Here is a 16,366-nt window from a genome sequence, read left to right as displayed (position 1 = left end):
AAAGATAATAAATGAATAATATGTACTTCACAGAAGAGCATAATCTTTTTAGGAAAAGCCTTCAAGATTTTTTACAAAAAGAAGTTGTTCCAAATATTGAAACTTGGGAAAAAACAGGTAGCATAGATAGATCTATTTGGAAGAAATTTGGAGATATGGGTTTTTTTGGTATTAATTACCCAGAGGCTTATGGCGGATTAAATTTAGATTTATTTTATACAGTTATTCTTCTAGAAGAACTTCAAAAGATAAATTCAGGAGGTTTTGCCGCAGCAATATGGGCACATGCCTATTTAGCAATGACCCATTTAAATGCAGAAGGAGATCATACTATTAAACAAAAATACCTAGCGCCTAGTATAACAGGAGATAAAATAGGATGTCTGTGTATTACAGAACCTTTTGGAGGAAGTGATGTAGCAGGCATGCGTACAACAGCAGTTAAAGAAGGAGATCATTATGTTCTTAATGGATCAAAAACCTTTATAACTAATGGAGTGTATAGTGATTATTTAGTGATTGCTGCAAAAACGAATCCAGAATTAGGAAATAAAGGCATAAGTATATTTGTTGTAGATAGAGATGTGGATGGTATATCGGCAACTAAATTAGATAAGTTGGGGTGGCGTGCTTCGGATACAGGTGAAATAGCTTTTGATAATGTTAAAGTACCGGCAAGTAATTTAATGGGGAAAGAAGGTAAAGGCTTCTCTTATATTGTGCAACACTTTTCATTAGAACGCTTAATAATGGGAGTTAATGCACATGCAAGAGCAGAATTTGCTTTAGAATATGCATTGAAATATATGTCAGAACGTCAAGCATTTAATAAAACAATCGATAAATTTCAAGCTTTAAGGCATAATGTAGCAGATTTATATACAGATATGGAAATCTGCAAAGAGTTTAATTACTCTGTGACTTATAGGTTAAATAAAGGGGAATATGTTGTAAAGGAGGCCACTATGTCTAAACTTAAAGCGACAAAAATGGCAGATGAGGTTATTTATCAATGTTTACAATTTTTAGGAGGTTACGGTTATATGGAAGATTATCCAATGGCCAGACTATTAAGAGATAGTAGACTAGGAACTATAGGAGGTGGTACCTCAGAAATACTTAGAGAAATTTTGTCTAAGATTATAATAGATAAAAAAGAATATAAACCAGCAACGTAAAATAATTTTAATTACTAATTTTTGAATTCAGAATTATTTATATATTTGCAGCCGAAAATCTAAAAGAGAGGAGGTTAAGACACTATGTTAATAATACCGATTAAAGAAGGAGAAAATATAGATAGAGCGCTAAAGCGTTTTAAAAGAAAGTTTGATAAAACTGGAGCCAAGCGTCAATTACAAACACGCAAGCAGTTTAATAAACCTTCAGTTTTACGTAGAGTTCAAATACAAAAAGCTCAATATATTCAAAGATTAAGAGATGCAGAAGAAGTTTAATAGCTTCTAAATCAGAAATATATTTAAATTCCCGCTAATGCGGGAATTTTTTTGTTTTAACATTAAATAAAATCGTTGTATATTCAATTATATATTGTTTAGCAAGATTTTTTAAAAACTTATTAATTTACATATGCCTTTCAAATCATTTACAGATTATTTATTGTTAGAAAAAAACTACTCAGAATTAACTGTAAATGCATATGAAAGTGGTTTAAGAGATTTTTTAGAGTTTATAGATAAAGAATATCAAGAAAGTTCTATTAATACTGTTAATTATGCTCAAATAAGAACATGGATAGTTTTTCTCGTCGAGCAAGGTTTGTCAAATAGGAGTATTAATAGGAAAATATCGGGTTTAAATACTTATTATAAGTTTCTTTTAAAAGTAGGAGATATTAATTTAAATCCTTTATTAAAACATAAGGCTCTAAAAACAAGTAAAAAAATACAAATTCCTTTTTCAGAAGCAGAAATTAAAACAGTTCTTGATGATTTAAATTTTGATGATGATTTTGAAAGTATTCGAAATAAGCTCATTATTGAGTTGTTCTATTCAACAGGTATTAGGAGGATAGAACTTGTTGAATTAAATCTGGTAAATATCGATATACATAATAAAGTGTTAAAAGTATTAGGTAAAAGAAATAAAGAGCGCATGGTTCCGTTGTTAGAATCAGTAGTGAAAACTACCGTTAAGTATTTAGGTTTAAGGAGTGAGTTGCAAAGTATTTCTGATAGAGATAGTTTATTTTTAACTAAAAAAGGGATTAAAATATACGAAACACTTGTTTACAGAGTAATAAATGATTATTTTAGTATAGCATCTTCAAAAGTAAAAAAGAGTCCGCATATATTAAGGCATTCTTTTGCAACACATTTGTTAAACGAAGGTGCCGATTTAAATGCTGTTAAAGAACTTCTTGGACATTCAAGCTTGGCAGCAACACAAGTTTATACACATAATAGTATAGCAGAATTAAAAAAAGTACATATAAATGCACATCCAAGAAGTAAAAAATAGTATTTATGAATATCTCAATTGTTTAAATTTATTGTAAAAGAAAGCATATGGCTTTTTAAATAAAAGTATAAGTACAGATAAAGATATAAGTGTCTTCTTTTCTATTTTAAATATAAAGAAGGAACAATGAATAATTATTATTGATTTAAATTAATTATAATTAGAGGTATAGGTATTGTCTAACCCAAAAAAAATAGTAGTATGAAAGTAAACACACAATCAGTTAATTTTAATGCAGACCAGAAGTTGATAAGTTTCATTCAGAAACGTATGGATAAATTAGATTTGTTTTATGATAAAGTGATTAAATCAGATGTTTTTTTAAAATTAGAAAACACAAGCGATAAAGAAAATAAAATATTTGAAGCAAGAGTAAGTGTTCCTGGAGATAGTTTAATTGTAAAAAAACAATGTAAGAGCTTTGAAGAAGGCGCAGATATGGCTATTGCATCGCTAGAAAGACAGTTAAAAAAGCGAAAAGAAAAATTAAGAGCACATTTATAGTAAATTTTTTTAAAAAATGTTTTGATTAAACAAATAAATCTATACATTTGCAGTCCGTTAGAAATAGCGGACTTTTTTATGCTTAAAAAGTGTAAGAAACGCCGATGTAGCTCAGCTGGCTAGAGCAGCTGATTTGTAATCAGCAGGTCGTGGGTTCGAGTCCCTCCATCGGCTCAAATAAAAATAAAATATTTTGGTTTTTAAATATGTTGAAAACCAAAATATAAAAGTTCTTTAAAAGAGTGAATTAAGTTTAATTGGGGAGATACTCAAGCGGCCAACGAGGGCAGACTGTAAATCTGCTGACTACGTCTTCGCAGGTTCGAATCCTGCTCTCCCCACTTTTTTTATAACCATACTGGAAAAGATATTTTAAACTTAGAATTATTAAATAATTGCGAGAGTAGCTCAGTTGGTAGAGCGTCAGCCTTCCAAGCTGAATGTCGCCGGTTCGAACCCGGTCTCTCGCTCTAATATTTAAGCCGGTGTAGCTCAGGGGTAGAGCGTTTCCTTGGTAAGGAAGAGGTCACGGGTTCAATTCCCGTCATTGGCTCTATAATTAAAGATTAATAAAGAGAATTAGAATACACTAATATATTATATAACAAAGATTAAATTATTTTAAAAACATGGCAAAGGCAACTTTCGATCGTTCAAAACCACACTTAAATATTGGTACAATTGGACACGTAGATCACGGTAAAACAACTTTAACTGCTGCTATTACTAAAGTATTAGCTGATGCAGGTTTATCAGAAGCGAGAGATTTCGATACTATTGATAATGCTCCAGAAGAAAAAGAAAGAGGTATTACAATTAATACATCTCACGTAGAATACCAAACAGCTAACCGTCACTATGCACACGTAGATTGTCCAGGTCACGCCGATTACGTAAAGAACATGGTAACTGGTGCTGCTCAAATGGATGGAGCTATATTAGTAGTTGCTGCAACAGATGGTCCTATGCCACAAACTCGTGAGCATATCTTATTAGGTCGTCAGGTAGGTATTCCTCGTATCGTTGTTTTCTTAAACAAAGTTGATATGGTTGATGATGAAGAGCTTTTAGAGTTAGTTGATATGGAAGTTAGAGATTTATTATCTTTCTATGAGTATGATGGAGATAATGGTCCTGTTATTTCTGGTTCTGCTTTAGGTGCGCTTAATGGTGAGCAAAAATGGGTAGATACAGTATTAGAATTAATGCAAGCTTGTGATGATTGGATCGAAGAGCCATTAAGAGAGGTTGATAAAGATTTCTTAATGCCAATAGAGGATGTATTCTCTATTACAGGTCGTGGTACTGTTGCAACTGGTCGTATTGAAACTGGTATTGCTAATACAGGAGATCCTGTAGAAATTATTGGTATGGGAGCTGAGAAGTTAACATCTACAATAACAGGTATTGAAATGTTCCGTCAAATATTAGATAGAGGAGAAGCTGGAGATAACGCAGGTATCTTATTAAGAGGTATTGAGAAATCTCAAATTTCAAGAGGTATGGTTATTACTAAGCCAGGTTCTGTAACACCTCACTCTAAGTTTAAAGCAGAGGTTTATATCCTTAAAAAAGAAGAAGGTGGACGTCACACTCCATTCCATAATAACTACCGTCCTCAGTTTTATGTACGTACAACTGATGTAACTGGAAACATTGCGCTTCCTGATGGAGTTGAAATGGTAATGCCTGGAGATAACTTAACTATTACTGTTGATTTAATTCAACCAATTGCAATGAATGTAGGTTTACGTTTTGCAATTCGTGAAGGTGGTAGAACAGTAGGAGCAGGTCAAGTAACTGAAATTTTAGACTAATCCTAGTCGAATGAATATAATAAAGGTGTTTCGTTTTATCGAAATACCTTTATCTTTACGGGTTTAGCTCAGTTGGTAGAGCACTGGTCTCCAAAACCAGGTGTCGGGAGTTCGAGTCTCTCAACCCGTGCTAATAAATGATAACAGGTTAAGAGCCTGTTATTTTATAAATAGATTTGAATTAAAGTTTTTCAATTCATATTAAAAAAGAACATAAAAAATGGCTGGAATTGTAAATTATATAAAAGAATCATTTGGAGAACTAAAAAATAATGTGACTTGGCCTACTTGGGCTGAAGCTCAAAGTTTAACTATTTTAGTTGCTGTATTTTCAATTATATTTTCTCTAGCAATTTGGGGTATTGATACTGGTTTTAGTAAAATAATAACGGCTTACTTTAAAATGATTAACGGTTAAATAAGATTTTATGTCTGAAGTAAGTGAAAAAAAATGGTATGTTGTTCGTGCTGTAAGTGGGCAAGAAAACAAAATCAAAACTTATATTGAGAATGAAATAGCTCGTTTAGGTTTACAAGATTATGTTGACCAAGTATTAGTGCCAACAGAACGTGTTATACAAATAAGAAACGGAAAAAAAATACATAAAGAAAAAGTTTTTTTTCCTGGATATATTATGGTTCAAGCCAATTTAACAGGTGAAGTTCCACATATTATAAGATCGGTTACTAATGTCATCGGTTTTTTAGGTGAAACAAAAGGAGGAGATCCTGTACCATTAAGACAGTCTGAAGTCAATAGAATGTTAGGTAAAGTTGATGAACTATCTGTAGAAGAGACTGCTAATGTAGCAATACCTTATACAAAAGGAGAAACTGTTAAGGTTATTGATGGACCATTTAATGGATTCGATGGCACTATAGAGAAAATAAATGAAGAAAAGCGTAAGCTTGAAGTAATGGTTAAGATTTTTGGAAGAAAAACACCATTAGAGTTAAGTTATATGCAAGTAGAAAAAGTATAATAACAATTGTTACACTATATAAATGATACGTTCTTTTGCTTCCAATTTAAGAATCGTATCTAATTAAATTATTAAAAATGGCAAAAGAATTAGGTAAAGTAGTTAAGTTACAAGTTCGGGGAGGTGCTGCGAATCCGTCGCCACCGGTTGGACCCGCTTTAGGAGCTGCAGGTGTTAACATCATGGAGTTCTGTAAGCAATTCAATGCTAGAACCCAAGATAAAGCTGGTAAAGTATTACCAGTTGTTATTTCTGTTTACAAAGACAAATCATTTGACTTTGTAATCAAGACTCCACCAGCAGCAGTTCAATTATTAGAGGCAGCTAAGGTGAAGAAAGGTTCTGGAGAGCCAAACCGAAAAAAAGTAGCTAAAGTTTCGTGGGATCAGGTTAAGACTATCGCAGAAGATAAAATGGTAGATTTAAATGCGTTTACTATCCAATCTGCAATGAAAATGGTCGCTGGTACTGCAAGATCAATGGGTATAACCGTAACAGGGCAATTCCCTAATTAATCTATAATAGACATTTAAAATGGCAAGATTAACAAAAAAGCAAAAAGAAGCTGCAGCGAAAATAGAAAAAGGAAGAATTTATTCTGTTGATGAAGCATCTGAATTAGTAAAAGAAATTACCAATACAAAATTTGATGCATCTATTGATTTAGCTGTACGTTTAGGAGTAGATCCACGTAAAGCTAATCAAATGGTTAGAGGAGTGGTATCACTTCCGCATGGTACAGGTAAAGATGTTAAAGTATTAGCATTAGTAACACCAGATAAGGAAGCCGAAGCTAAAGCAGCTGGAGCAGATTACGTAGGTTTAGATGAATATCTTGATAAAATCAAGAGCGGATGGACAGACGTAGACGTGATTATTACTATGCCTAGTGTAATGGGTAAATTAGGACCTTTAGGTCGTGTATTAGGTCCTCGTGGTTTAATGCCTAACCCAAAAACAGGAACAGTAACTATGGATGTTGCTAAAGCTGTAACAGAAGTAAAAGCTGGTAAAATTGACTTTAAAGTTGATAAAACTGGTATCGTTCATGCAGCTATAGGGAAAGCATCTTTTAGTGCTGATAAAATTGCAGGTAATGCAAACGAATTATTACAAACATTAATGAAATTAAAGCCAACTGCTTCAAAAGGTACATATGTAAAAAGCATATTTATGTCTTCTACTATGAGTCCTAGTATTGCTGTTGATCCTAAAATTGGTTAATAAGTTAAAACTTTTATTATGACAAGAGAAGATAAATCACAAGTAATTGAAGAGTTAACTGCAGAATTAGCTAACAATGCAAATATCTATTTAACAGATATTTCAGGAATGAATGCAGTAACTACTTCGAACTTACGTCGCGCTTGTTTTAAAGCAAACGTAAAATTAGCAGTTGTTAAAAATACATTACTTGAAAAAGCAATGGAAGCTTCAGATAGAGATTTCGGAGACCTTCCATCAGTTTTAAAAGGGAATACATCTGTAATGTATTCAGAAACTGGTAATGTACCAGCTAAATTAATAAAAACTTTCCGTAAGAAATCAGAGAAACCTTTATTAAAAGGCGCTTTTATTGAGGAGTCAGTTTACATTGGTGATAGCCAATTAGATATGTTAGTAGATATCAAATCTAAAGAAGAATTGATAGGAGAGATTGTTGGATTATTACAATCGCCTGCTAAGAATGTTGTTTCTGCACTTAAATCAAGTGGAGGGAAAATAGCTGGAATTATTAAAACACTATCTGAAAAAGAAGGATAGTCATAAATAGTACGCACTTTATTACAATTATATTATTACAAAATTATTAAAACGATAGAAAATGGCAGATTTAAAAGATTTCGCAGAACAATTAGTTAACCTTACTGTAAAAGAAGTAAATGAGTTAGCAACTATATTAAAAGATGAGTACGGTATCGAGCCTGCTGCTGCTGCTGCAGTTGCTGTTGCTGGTCCTGCTGCTGGAGGTGGTGAAGAAGAAGCTCAAACTGAATTTGATGTTATCTTAAAAGCGGCTGGTGGTTCTAAATTAGCTGTTGTAAAATTAGTTAAAGAATTAACTGGTTTAGGATTAAAAGAAGCTAAAGGTTTAGTTGATGATGCACCTAGCGCTATCAAAGAAGCTATAACTAAAGATGAAGCTGAAGCTTTAAAAGCATCTTTAGAAGAAGCTGGAGCAGAGGTTGAGCTTAAATAAGCTTAACAACTCAAAAACATAAAGGTTTAGGTCTGGAGAATAATCTCCAAGACCTAAACCATTTTGCGTATATAATATTTACATACGTTATAACTATTTTTTTTAATCAAAATTCCGTCCATTGATGTTATCAACACAAGCTGAAAGATTAAATTTCTCGTCTATTGTAAATAGAACAGAATATCCAGATTTTTTGGATATTCAGATAAAATCCTTTCAGGATTTTTTCCAACTAGAAACTAAATCTGAAGAAAGAGGAGATGAAGGTTTATATAACACCTTCATGGAAAACTTCCCAATTACAGATTCACGTAATCAATTTGTTTTAGAATTTTTAGATTACTTTGTGGATCCACCAAGATATGCCATTGAAGAGTGTATTGAAAGAGGACTAACTTATAGCGTTCCACTTAAAGCAAGGTTAAAGTTATATTGTACAGACCCTGAACATGAGGATTTCGAGACCATTGTTCAAGATGTGTACTTAGGAACTATACCTTATATGACGCCAAGCGGTACATTCTGTATCAATGGAGCAGAGCGTGTAGTAGTATCTCAATTACACCGTTCACCAGGAGTTTTCTTTGGTCAGTCTTTCCATGCTAATGGAACAAAATTATATTCAGCAAGAGTTATTCCATTTAAAGGATCTTGGATTGAGTTTGCTACAGATATCAATCAGGTAATGTATGCCTATATTGATAGAAAGAAAAAGTTACCAGTTACTACGCTTTTCCGTGCCATTGGATTCGAGCGTGATAAAGATATATTAGAGATTTTTGATCTTGCAGAAGAAGTTAAAGTATCAAAATCTGGATTAAAAAAATATTTAGGAAGAAAATTAGCAGCGCGTGTATTAAATACATGGCATGAGGATTTTGTAGATGAAGATACAGGAGAAGTAGTGTCTATTGAGCGTAATGAGATTGTGCTTGATCGTGATACTATTTTAGATAAAGAAAATATTGAAGAAATTATTGAAGCCGATGTAAAAACAATTCTTTTACATAAAGAAACAGCAGAACAAGGTGATTATGCTATCATCCATAACACGCTTCAAAAAGATCCAACAAACTCAGAAAAAGAGGCTGTTGAACATATATATAGACAATTACGTAATGCTGAGCCGCCAGATGAGGAAACAGCGCGTGGTATTATAGATAAATTATTCTTTAGTGACCAACGTTACTCTTTAGGAGAAGTTGGACGTTATAGAATGAACAAAAAATTACAATTGGATATCGGAATGGATAAGCAAGTGCTTACCAAAGAGGATATCATTACTATTATAAAGTATTTAATTGAGCTTATCAACTCTAAAGCAGAAATTGATGATATTGACCACTTATCTAACCGTCGTGTACGTACAGTAGGAGAGCAATTATCTCAACAGTTTGGTGTTGGTTTAGCACGTATGGCACGTACTATTCGTGAGCGTATGAACGTTCGTGATAATGAAGTGTTTACACCAATAGATTTAATTAATGCAAAGACATTATCATCTGTAATTAATTCATTTTTTGGAACAAATCAGTTATCTCAATTTATGGATCAAACCAATCCATTAGCTGAAATCACGCATAAACGTCGTTTATCAGCTCTTGGACCAGGAGGTTTATCTCGTGAAAGAGCAGGTTTCGAGGTTCGTGATGTACACTATACGCACTACGGACGTTTATGTCCTATTGAAACACCAGAGGGACCGAATATTGGTTTAATATCTTCTTTGTCTGTATACGCGAAAGTGAATTCAATGGGATTCATTGAAACACCATATAGGAAAGTGACAGAAGGTGTTGTAGATATTCAAAATGTGCCTACATATTTAAGTGCAGAAGAAGAAGAAGAAAAATTAATAGCTCAAGCTACTGTTAAAGTTGACGAAAGTGGAAAAATATTACATGAAAAGGTAATTGCTAGAATGGAAGGTGACTTCCCTGTAATAGATCCAAATGATCTTCATTATACAGATGTAGCACCAAATCAAATATCATCTATATCAGCATCTTTAATTCCATTTTTAGAGCATGATGATGCGAATAGAGCCTTGATGGGGTCTAACATGATGCGTCAAGCAGTACCATTATTATTACCACAATCGCCAATTGTAGGAACAGGTTTAGAACGTCAAGTAGCATCAGATTCTCGTGTATTAATTAATGCAGAAGGAAGCGGAGAAGTACTTTACGTAGATGCCAATGAAATTAAAATTAGATACGATCGTACAGAAGATGAAGCTAAAGTAAGTTTTGATAGTGATATTAAAATATACAAATTAGTGAAATTCAGAAAAACAAACCAAGGAACTTCAATTAACTTAAAACCAATTGTTGTTACGGGAGATAAAGTTTCTAAAGGTCAGGTTTTATGCGAAGGTTATGCAACTCAAAAAGGAGAATTAGCACTTGGTAGAAATATGAAAGTAGCCTTTATGCCATGGAAAGGATATAACTTTGAGGATGCGATTGTAATTTCAGAAAAAGTAGTGCGTGAAGATATATTCACATCTATACATATCGATGAGTATTCTTTAGAAGTAAGAGATACTAAATTAGGTAATGAAGAGCTTACTAACGACATTCCTAACGTTTCAGAAGAGGCGACTAAAGATTTAGATGAAAACGGAATGATTCGTGTAGGTGCCGAGGTGAAACCTGGTGATATACTTATAGGTAAAATTACACCTAAAGGAGAAAGTGATCCAACTCCGGAAGAAAAATTATTACGTGCTATTTTTGGTGATAAAGCAGGTGATGTAAAAGATGCATCATTAAAAGCATCCCCATCATTACATGGTGTAGTAATCGAAAAGAAATTATTTGCTAGAGCAGTAAAAGATAAACGGAAAAGAGCTCAAGATAAAGATGATATCTTAGCTTTAGAAGCACAATACGATAGAAAATTCGATGATTTAAAAGAAATTTTAATCGAAAAATTATTCACTATTGTAAATGGAAAAACAGCTCAAGGTATATTTAACGATTTAGGGGAAGAAGTATTGCCAAAAGGTAAAAAATTCACACTAAAAATGTTAAATGCTGTAGATGATTATGCGCATTTAGTGTCTGGTAAATGGACAACAGATGATCATACAAACCAATTAGTAGCAGATTTAATTCACAACTATAAAATTAAAGAAAACGATTTACAGGGTTCTTTAAGACGTGAAAAATTTACAATTTCTGTGGGAGATGAGTTACCATCAGGTATCATCAAACTAGCAAAAGTATATATTGCTAAGAAACGTAAATTAAAAGTAGGAGATAAAATGGCAGGACGTCACGGTAACAAAGGTATTGTTGCACGTATTGTTCGTCAAGAAGATATGCCATTCTTAGAAGATGGAACGCCTGTTGATATTGTGTTAAATCCACTTGGTGTACCATCTCGTATGAACATTGGGCAGATTTATGAAACTGTATTAGGTTGGGCAGGTCAAAAATTAGATCGTAAATATGCGACACCTATTTTTGATGGAGCTACTATAGAGCAAATCAACGGATTTACAGACGAAGCTGGAATTCCAAGATATGGGCATACTTATTTATATGATGGTGGAACAGGGAAGCGTTTCGATCAACCAGCAACAGTTGGTGTGATTTACATGCTAAAACTAGGACACATGGTAGACGATAAGATGCACGCACGTTCTATAGGACCATACTCGTTAATTACCCAACAACCATTAGGTGGTAAAGCGCAATTTGGTGGTCAACGTTTTGGTGAGATGGAAGTTTGGGCACTTGAGGCATATGGAGCATCAAGTACTTTACGTGAAATCTTAACAGTAAAATCTGATGATGTAATTGGTAGAGCAAAAACATACGAAAGTATTGTAAAAGGTGAGCCAATGCCAGATCCAGGATTACCAGAATCTTTCAACGTACTTATGCACGAATTGAAAGGATTAGGATTAGACATTAGATTAGAGGAATAATATGCATTCCCGCGTAAGCGGGAATCTTTTAAATTGAAGTGAAAACTTCAATTATAAAACAATAAAAGTATTCAGCATTATGGCAAGAAAACAAGATAAGAATACAGTAAAGAGATTTAATAAAATCTCAATTGGTTTAGCGTCACCAGAGTCTATATTAGCAGAGTCTAAAGGTGAGGTTTTAAAACCAGAAACTATCAATTATAGAACTCACAAACCAGAACGTGATGGTTTGTTCTGTGAGCGTATTTTTGGTCCTGTTAAGGATTATGAATGTGCTTGTGGTAAATATAAAAGAATTCGTTACAAAGGTATTGTTTGTGACCGTTGTGGTGTAGAAGTAACAGAAAAGAAAGTACGTCGTGATAGAGTAGGACATATTAATTTAGTAGTTCCTGTAGCACATATCTGGTATTTCCGTTCTCTACCAAATAAAATAGGTTATTTATTAGGTTTACCATCTAAGAAATTAGATATGATTATTTACTACGAACGTTATGTAGTAATTCAACCAGGTAATGCTAAAAATGAGGAAGGAGAACCATTACAAAAAATGGACTTCTTAACAGAAGAGGAGTATTTAAATATACTAGAAGAGCTTCCTCAAGATAATCAATATTTAGACGATTCAGACCCAAATAAGTTTCTTGCTAAAATGGGAGCAGAATGTCTAATTGAGTTATTAGCTAGAATTGATTTAGAGACATTATCATACGAGTTACGTCATAAAGCAAATACAGAAACGTCTAAACAACGTAAAACTGAAGCTTTAAAACGTTTACAAGTTGTTGGATCTTTGCGTGAATCTAATAATAATAGAGAGAATCGTCCAGAATGGATGATTATGAAAGTAATTCCAATTATTCCGCCAGAATTACGTCCTTTAGTACCGTTAGATGGTGGTCGTTTCGCGACATCAGATTTAAATGATTTATATCGTCGTGTAATTATACGTAACAATCGTCTTAAAAGATTGGTTGAAATTAAAGCTCCAGAAGTAATTTTACGTAATGAAAAACGTATGCTTCAAGAGTCTGTAGATTCATTATTTGATAATACACGTAAATCTTCAGCAGTAAAAACAGATTCTAACAGACCGTTAAAATCATTATCGGATTCATTAAAAGGTAAGCAAGGGCGTTTTCGTCAAAACTTACTTGGTAAGCGTGTTGATTATTCTGCACGTTCTGTTATTGTTGTTGGACCAGAATTAAAATTGTTCGAATGTGGATTGCCAAAAAATATGGCAGCAGAACTTTACAAACCTTTTGTAATTAGAAAATTAATTGAAAGAGGTATAGTGAAAACTGTAAAATCTGCAAAGAAAATTATAGATAAGAGAGAACCAGTGGTTTGGGATATCTTGGAAAATGTTCTTAAAGGACATCCAGTATTATTAAACCGTGCGCCTACATTGCACAGATTGGGTATACAAGCATTCCAACCAAAATTGATAGAAGGGAAAGCAATCCAATTACATCCATTGGTATGTACAGCATTTAATGCCGATTTTGATGGAGATCAAATGGCAGTACACTTGCCACTTGGACCAGAAGCTATTTTAGAATGTCAGTTATTAATGTTGGCATCTCATAATATCTTAAATCCAGCAAATGGGTCTCCTGTAACGGTACCTTCTCAGGATATGGTACTTGGTCTTTATTATATGACTAAGCTACGTACCTCTACACTTGAAGTGCCAATTAAAGGAGAAGGATTAACATTCTATTCGCCAGAGGAAGTACAAATTGCCTTTAACGAAGAACGTGTAGATTTAAATGCAGGTATAAAAGTAAGAACGATCGATATTAATGAAGATGGAAAACTTGCACCAACAATTATAGAAACAACTGTAGGTCGTGTATTATTTAATCAACACGTACCTCAAGCAGCTGGATATATCAACCAAGTACTTACAAAGAAATCTTTAAGAGATATTATTGGTGATATATTAAAATCTACATCAGTACCAGAAACAGCAGATTTCTTAGATTCAATTAGAACTTTAGGATTCCAATTTGCATTCCAAGGTGGTTTATCATTTAGTTTAGGTGATATTATAATTCCACCAGAAAAGCAAGGAATGATTGATAAAGCTAATGGTTTAGTCGATGGTATTATGGGGAACTATAACATGGGACTTATAACAAACAATGAACGTTATAACCAAGTTATTGATATTTGGACATCTACCAATGCTGAACTGACTGAATTATCGATGAAACGTATTCGTGAAGACCAACAAGGATTTAACTCAGTGTTTATGATGCTTGATTCTGGAGCTCGTGGATCTAAAGAACAGATTCGTCAGTTAACAGGTATGCGTGGATTAATGGCTAAACCTAAAAAATCGAATGCAGGTGGAGGTGAAATTATAGAAAACCCAATTCTTTCTAACTTTAAAGAAGGACTTTCAATTTTAGAATACTTTATTTCTACTCACGGTGCTCGTAAAGGTTTAGCAGATACGGCTCTTAAAACGGCCGATGCAGGTTACTTAACACGTCGTTTAGTAGATGTATCTCAAGATGTTATTATCAATACAGAAGATTGTGGTACATTAAGAGGTGTTGAAGTTGAGCCATTAAAGAAAAATGATGAAGTCGTTGAGACTTTAGAAGAAAGAATAGTAGGTCGTGTATCATTAAATGATGTTCACAATCCATTAACTGATGAGTTATTAGTATCATCAGGTCAATTAATTGGAGATGATATAGCAAAAGTAATTCAAGCATCACCAATTGAAAGCTTAGAAGTACGTTCTGCTTTAACTTGTGAAGCATTACAAGGTATTTGTGCTAAATGTTACGGGCGTAACTTGGCAACAGGTAAAATGGTACAACGAGGTGAAGCGGTTGGAGTTGTAGCAGCTCAATCAATTGGAGAACCAGGTACACAGTTAACATTACGTACATTCCACGTAGGAGGTATTGCAGGTAATATTTCGGAAGATAACAAATTAGCTGTTAAGTTTGATGGTATTGCTGAGATAGAAGATTTAAAAACTGTTAAAGGTAAAGATAATGAAGGAAACAATATTGATATTGTAATATCTCGTACATCTGAACTTAAATTAATAGATAAGAAAACAGGTATAGTATTAAGTACTAATAACATTCCTTATGGTTCAACTATTTTTGTTAAAAATGGGGATCAATTAACTAAGGGAGATGTAGTTTGTACATGGGATCCATATAATGGTGTAATTATTTCAGAATTTGCTGGTAAAGTAAAATATGAAAACATTGAACAAGGTATTACATACCAAGTTGAGATAGATGAGCAAACAGGTTTCCAAGAAAAAGTAATTTCTGAATCTAGAAACAAAAAACTTATTCCTACACTTCATATTGAAGGAGCTGATGGTGAAACGATACGTTCATATAATTTACCAGTAGGAGCTCACCTTATGATTAACGATGGAGAGAAAATTAATGTTGGTAAGATTTTAGTTAAAATACCTCGTAAATCTGCAAAAGCAGGTGATATTACAGGAGGTTTACCACGTGTAACAGAGTTATTTGAAGCTCGTAATCCTTCAAATCCAGCAGTTGTAAGTGCTATTGATGGTGTTGTTTCTTTTGGTAAGATTAAGAGAGGTAACCGTGAGATTATTGTAGAATCTAAATTAGGTGATATTAAGAAATACTTAGTTAAATTATCTAATCAAATCCTTGTACAAGAAAATGATTATGTAAAAGCTGGTATGCCTTTATCTGATGGTTCAATAACACCAAACGATATTTTGAATATTAAAGGTCCTTCGGCAGTACAACAATACTTAGTGAATGAAGTACAAGAAGTATATCGTTTACAAGGTGTGAAAATTAATGATAAGCACTTTGAGGTTGTTGTTAGACAAATGATGCGTAAAGTACGTATTATTGATTCTGGTGATACGATTTTCTTAGAAGATCAATTAGCTCATAAAGCAGATTTCATTAAGGAAAATGATGATATCTTTGGAATGAAAGTGATTGAGGATGCTGGAGATTCTATAAACCTTAAAGCAGGTCAAATTATAACGCCTCGTGAGTTAAGAGATGAAAATTCTATTTTACGACGAGAAGATAAGCAACTTGTAGTAGCTAGAGATGCACAGCCAGCAACGGCTACACCAATACTGCAAGGTATTACAAGAGCGTCACTTCAAACAAAATCATTTATTTCTGCAGCATCGTTCCAAGAGACAACTAAAGTACTTAATGAGGCAGCTGTAGCTGGTAAAGTTGATTCTTTAGAGGGCTTAAAAGAAAATGTAATTGTTGGACATAGAATTCCAGCAGGTACAGGTATGCGTAGCTATACAGATATTATTGTTGGCTCAAAAGAAGAGTTTGATGAAATGATGCAAGTGAAGCAAGAATTAAATTACAATTAAAGAGATTCCAACTTCTTTATATAAGGGAGTTGGATAATCTCAAATTATTCCCACGTAGGTGGG

Annotated in this window: 13 protein-coding genes and 5 tRNA genes; all 18 read left to right on the top strand. The window is 33.3% G+C overall.

Annotated elements, in window-relative coordinates; all coding sequences use genetic code 11:
• The first annotated feature begins 11 nt into the window (after positions 1-11).
• The 18 genes from A8C32_RS17300 (at position 12) to rpoC (ending at position 16,303) form a co-directional block, all read left to right on the top strand.
• The gene (locus A8C32_RS17300; RefSeq protein ID WP_069831646.1) at positions 12-1,178 is read left to right on the top strand and encodes an acyl-CoA dehydrogenase family protein; all 1,167 of its coding nucleotides are present in this window, start codon (positions 12-14) and stop codon (positions 1,176-1,178) included.
• 84 nt (positions 1,179-1,262) lie between these two features.
• Positions 1,263-1,457, top strand: a complete 195-nt coding sequence (rpsU, locus tag A8C32_RS17295; protein WP_069831645.1) for a 30S ribosomal protein S21 — start codon at positions 1,263-1,265, stop codon at positions 1,455-1,457.
• Positions 1,458-1,590: 133 nt separating this feature from the next.
• Positions 1,591-2,481, top strand: a complete 891-nt coding sequence (locus tag A8C32_RS17290; RefSeq protein ID WP_069831644.1) for a tyrosine-type recombinase/integrase — start codon at positions 1,591-1,593, stop codon at positions 2,479-2,481.
• 201 nt (positions 2,482-2,682) lie between these two features.
• Positions 2,683-2,985: a ribosome hibernation-promoting factor, HPF/YfiA family gene (gene hpf / locus A8C32_RS17285; protein ID WP_069831643.1), complete on the top strand. Its 303-nt coding sequence runs from the start codon at positions 2,683-2,685 to the stop codon at positions 2,983-2,985.
• Positions 2,986-3,085: 100 nt separating this feature from the next.
• A tRNA-Thr gene (locus tag A8C32_RS17280) sits at positions 3,086-3,159 on the top strand.
• Between the two features lie 85 nt (positions 3,160-3,244).
• Positions 3,245-3,326, top strand: a tRNA-Tyr gene (locus A8C32_RS17275).
• Between the two features lie 56 nt (positions 3,327-3,382).
• A tRNA-Gly gene (locus A8C32_RS17270) sits at positions 3,383-3,455 on the top strand.
• 11 nt (positions 3,456-3,466) lie between these two features.
• Positions 3,467-3,538: transfer RNA gene (locus A8C32_RS17265), tRNA-Thr, on the top strand.
• Between the two features lie 76 nt (positions 3,539-3,614).
• Entirely contained in the window at positions 3,615-4,802 is a 1,188-nt protein-coding gene (gene tuf / locus A8C32_RS17260) for an elongation factor Tu (RefSeq protein WP_069831642.1), read from the top strand.
• 57 nt (positions 4,803-4,859) lie between these two features.
• Positions 4,860-4,932: transfer RNA gene (locus A8C32_RS17255), tRNA-Trp, on the top strand.
• A gap of 90 nt (positions 4,933-5,022) precedes the next feature.
• The gene (secE, locus tag A8C32_RS17250) at positions 5,023-5,220 is read left to right on the top strand and encodes a preprotein translocase subunit SecE (RefSeq protein WP_069831641.1); all 198 of its coding nucleotides are present in this window, start codon (positions 5,023-5,025) and stop codon (positions 5,218-5,220) included.
• A 10-nt stretch (positions 5,221-5,230) separates the two neighbouring features.
• Entirely contained in the window at positions 5,231-5,785 is a 555-nt protein-coding gene (gene nusG / locus A8C32_RS17245; protein ID WP_069831640.1) for a transcription termination/antitermination protein NusG, read from the top strand.
• Positions 5,786-5,862: 77 nt separating this feature from the next.
• On the top strand, positions 5,863-6,300 hold the full coding sequence (rplK, locus tag A8C32_RS17240) for a 50S ribosomal protein L11 (protein WP_069831639.1): 438 nt from the start codon (positions 5,863-5,865) through the stop codon (positions 6,298-6,300).
• Between the two features lie 19 nt (positions 6,301-6,319).
• Positions 6,320-7,009 carry a 50S ribosomal protein L1 gene (gene rplA, locus A8C32_RS17235; protein ID WP_069831638.1) on the top strand — a complete coding sequence of 230 codons (690 nt, stop codon included), beginning with the start codon at positions 6,320-6,322 and terminating at the stop codon, positions 7,007-7,009.
• A gap of 18 nt (positions 7,010-7,027) precedes the next feature.
• Positions 7,028-7,549: a 50S ribosomal protein L10 gene (gene rplJ, locus A8C32_RS17230; RefSeq protein ID WP_069831637.1), complete on the top strand. Its 522-nt coding sequence runs from the start codon at positions 7,028-7,030 to the stop codon at positions 7,547-7,549.
• Positions 7,550-7,610: 61 nt separating this feature from the next.
• A complete protein-coding gene (rplL, locus tag A8C32_RS17225) occupies positions 7,611-7,985 on the top strand; it encodes a 50S ribosomal protein L7/L12 (RefSeq protein WP_069831636.1) in 375 nt (124 codons plus the stop codon).
• 124 nt (positions 7,986-8,109) lie between these two features.
• Positions 8,110-11,922: a DNA-directed RNA polymerase subunit beta gene (rpoB, locus tag A8C32_RS17220; RefSeq protein ID WP_069831635.1), complete on the top strand. Its 3,813-nt coding sequence runs from the start codon at positions 8,110-8,112 to the stop codon at positions 11,920-11,922.
• 79 nt (positions 11,923-12,001) lie between these two features.
• Complete coding sequence (gene rpoC / locus A8C32_RS17215; protein ID WP_069831634.1) at positions 12,002-16,303, top strand: DNA-directed RNA polymerase subunit beta'; 4,302 nt, start codon at positions 12,002-12,004, stop codon at positions 16,301-16,303.
• Positions 16,304-16,366: the final 63 nt, after the last annotated feature.

The organism is Flavivirga aquatica (assembly GCF_001747085.1).
Classification (GTDB): Bacteria; Bacteroidota; Bacteroidia; order Flavobacteriales; family Flavobacteriaceae; genus Algibacter_C; species Algibacter_C aquatica.
The sequence above is the reverse complement of the archived record's forward strand: the minus strand, read 5'-3'. Positions and strand labels throughout refer to the sequence as shown.

Excerpts from the sequence above, each read along its gene's own strand:
- hpf (WP_069831643.1), top strand. The coding sequence starts at position 2,683 with ATGAAAGTAAACACACAATCAGTTAATTTTAATGCAGACCAGAAGTTG.
- rplL (WP_069831636.1), top strand. The coding sequence starts at position 7,611 with ATGGCAGATTTAAAAGATTTCGCAGAACAATTAGTTAACCTTACTGTA.
- rpoC (WP_069831634.1), top strand. The coding sequence starts at position 12,002 with ATGGCAAGAAAACAAGATAAGAATACAGTAAAGAGATTTAATAAAATC.
- rplK (WP_069831639.1), top strand. The coding sequence starts at position 5,863 with ATGGCAAAAGAATTAGGTAAAGTAGTTAAGTTACAAGTTCGGGGAGGT.
- rplJ (WP_069831637.1), top strand. The coding sequence starts at position 7,028 with ATGACAAGAGAAGATAAATCACAAGTAATTGAAGAGTTAACTGCAGAA.
- rpoB (WP_069831635.1), top strand. The coding sequence starts at position 8,110 with ATGTTATCAACACAAGCTGAAAGATTAAATTTCTCGTCTATTGTAAAT.
- A8C32_RS17290 (WP_069831644.1), top strand. The coding sequence starts at position 1,591 with ATGCCTTTCAAATCATTTACAGATTATTTATTGTTAGAAAAAAACTAC.
- rpsU (WP_069831645.1), top strand. The coding sequence starts at position 1,263 with ATGTTAATAATACCGATTAAAGAAGGAGAAAATATAGATAGAGCGCTA.
- rplA (WP_069831638.1), top strand. The coding sequence starts at position 6,320 with ATGGCAAGATTAACAAAAAAGCAAAAAGAAGCTGCAGCGAAAATAGAA.
- nusG (WP_069831640.1), top strand. The coding sequence starts at position 5,231 with ATGTCTGAAGTAAGTGAAAAAAAATGGTATGTTGTTCGTGCTGTAAGT.
- A8C32_RS17300 (WP_069831646.1), top strand. The coding sequence starts at position 12 with ATGAATAATATGTACTTCACAGAAGAGCATAATCTTTTTAGGAAAAGC.
- secE (WP_069831641.1), top strand. The coding sequence starts at position 5,023 with ATGGCTGGAATTGTAAATTATATAAAAGAATCATTTGGAGAACTAAAA.
- tuf (WP_069831642.1), top strand. The coding sequence starts at position 3,615 with ATGGCAAAGGCAACTTTCGATCGTTCAAAACCACACTTAAATATTGGT.